This window comes from Gordonia sp. NPDC003429 (genome assembly GCF_053588575.1).
In genome coordinates this window covers 1-2,651 of the sequence record NZ_JBSFQF010000045.1, presented here as the reverse complement: position 1 = coordinate 2,651, position 2,651 = coordinate 1, and the positions used below count along the sequence as shown (strand labels likewise).

The window sequence follows — 2,651 nt, the reverse complement described above, 5'->3', positions numbered from 1 at the left end:
TTTTTCGCGTTGGGTGGTAATTCGTTGTCGGCGATGCGGGTGGCGGCGCGGGTGGCTGATGTGTTCGGGGTGCAGGTGTCGGTGCGTGATCTGTTCGATGCACCCACCGTCGACGAACTCGCCGAGCTGGTCGGCAGGCGCGACGCGGGGCTGGCACCGATCCGTGCCGTGGAGCCCCGCCCGGCGCGCATTCCGCTCTCATTCGCCCAGTCGCGGATGTGGTTCATCAACCGGTTCGAGCCGGGCACCGCGACCTACAACATCCCGGCGTTGCTGCGGCTGCGCGGACCGCTCGACATCGACGCGCTGCGACACGCCATGGTCGATGTCGTTGCACGCCACGAGATCCTGCGTACCACGTTCCCCGCGGTCGACGGCGCGCCGGTGCAGGTGATCCATCCCGCGCACCGTGTTACCACCGACCTGGACTTCGCGGTGGTGGACGACGAGGACGCACTGCGCGAGGCGGTGTCGACCGGATTCGACGTCACCGAACAGTGGCCGCTGCGGGTGCGGGTGCTCGCGATGAACGCCGACGAGCACCTCGTGGCCGTCGTCGCCCACCACATCGCCGCCGACGGGGAGTCGATGCGGCCGCTGGTTGCCGACCTGGTGACCGCCTACCTGGCCCGTGCCGGCGGCCGGTCTCCCGACTTCGTGCCGCTCACAGTGCAATTCGCCGACTACGCGATCTGGCAGCACGAAACGCTTGGCGATCCGGCCGATCCCGCATCGGTGGTCGGAGCGCAACTCGATCACTGGCGTACGACGCTGGCCGGGCTGCCCGACGTGCTGGACATCCCCGCCGACCGTCCTCGCCCGACCGTCGCGTCGCATCGTGGCGCCCGGCTGGAGGTCACGATCCCGGCCGAGGTCGCCGGACGTATCACCGCGACCGCCGCCGCACACGGCGTCACCCCCTTCATGGTGGTGCACGCGGCGCTGGCCGTACTGCTCGCGCGACTCTCCGGCGGCAACGACATCGCCATCGCCACCCCCGTCGCCGGACGTGGGCAGGCCGTCCTCGATCCGCTTGTCGGTATGTTCGTCAACACACTGGTGCTGCGCACCGGCATCGAACCCGCCGAACCGTTCAGCGATCTGCTCGACCGGGTGCGGGTGACCGATCTGGAGGCCTTCACCCACGCCGACGTCCCGTTCGAGACCATCGTCGACGCGCTCGATCCGGTGCGTTCGGAAGCGTTCGCACCGCTGGCGCAGGTGATGCTCTCGCTCGATTCGGGCGCTACCGCAGACGATGCCGTGCGCGTGGACACCCTCGAGGTGGAGTCGGTGGCCCCTCCGGTGGTGCCCGCCCAACTCGACCTCGCCGTCACCGTGGCCACCGAGCCCGCCGGCGAGGACTGGCGGTGCTCGATCGTCTACGCCACCGACCTGTTCGACGAGTCGAGGGTGGCGACGTTCGCCGAGCGCTACCGTGCGCTGCTCGGTGGCCTGACCGCCGTGCCGGGAGATGCGGTCGGTGACGTCGTCATGATCACCCGCGCCGAGGCCGATGCGGCGGTGGCCGCCGCGACCGGTCCGATCGTCGACCCGATCACCACCACAGTCGCCGATGCTGTTGCGGCGCAGGTGGTGCGGTCGCCGGGTGCGCCGGCGTTGTGGTTCGAGGGTCGGGTGGTGTCGTATGCGGAGTTCGGTGCGCGGGTGGCGGTGTTGGCGCGTGAGTTGATTGCTGTCGGCGTGGGTCCCGAGGTGGCGGTTGGGGTGTCGCTGGAGCGGTCGGTGGAGTTCGTGGTGGCCATTCATGCGGTGGTGGCCGCCGGTGGCCAGTACGTGCCGATCGATCCGTCCGCACCCGCCGAACGCGCGGCCTACATGCTCGACACCGCAGGCGTCGAGGTGATCGTGGTGCGCCGCGACGAGCGGCCCGGCTGGCTCGCCGGCGTCGGAGCCCGCCACATCGTGGAGGTGGATGCCTCGGGGTCGGTGGATGAGTCGGCGGCTCCGGTGGCCGATGGGGAGCGGTTGTCGGTGTTGCGTCCGGATGCGGCGTTGTACACGTTGTTCACGTCGGGGTCGACGGGCCGCCCGAAGGGTGTGACCGTCTCGCACCGGTCGGCGGCCAACCGGCTGTGGTGGGCCATCGACCGATTCTCGCTCACCGACGCCGACCGGGTGGTGCTCAAGACGCCGGTGACGTTCGACGTGTCGGTGCCGGAGTTGTTCGCGCCGTTGATGTCGGGTGCGCAGGTGGTGGTGGCGCGTGCGGGTGGGCATGCCGATCCGGGGTATCTGGCGGAGTTGATCGGTCAGACGCGGGCGACGTCGGTGCATTTCGTGCCGTCGATGTTGTCGGTGTTCCTCGATGTGGTTCCGGCCGAACGGATTCGGGCGTTGGATTCGCTGCGCTGGCTGCTCACCTCGGGTGAGGCGCTGCCCGCGTCGGTGGCCCGGCGGGCCCACGAGTTGCTCGGCGACACCAGGATTCACAATCTGTACGGCCCCACCGAGGCCGCGGTCGACGTCACCGACACCGACGTCACCGACGCCGAGCACATCACCATCGGCGCGCCCGTGTGGAACACCACCGCCTACGTGTTGGATGCGCGGTTGGGTGTGGTGCCGCCGGGGGTGCCGGGGGAGTTGTATCTGGGTGGTGTGCAGGTGGCGCGGGGGTATGCGTCGCG

Annotated in this window: 1 protein-coding gene; it reads left to right on the top strand. The window is 69.7% G+C overall.

All coding sequences use genetic code 11. The features are described 5' to 3' along the window. The coding region (locus ACWDSI_RS20370; protein WP_449757674.1) for a condensation domain-containing protein at positions 1–2,651 on the top strand (2,651 nt) is incomplete at both ends.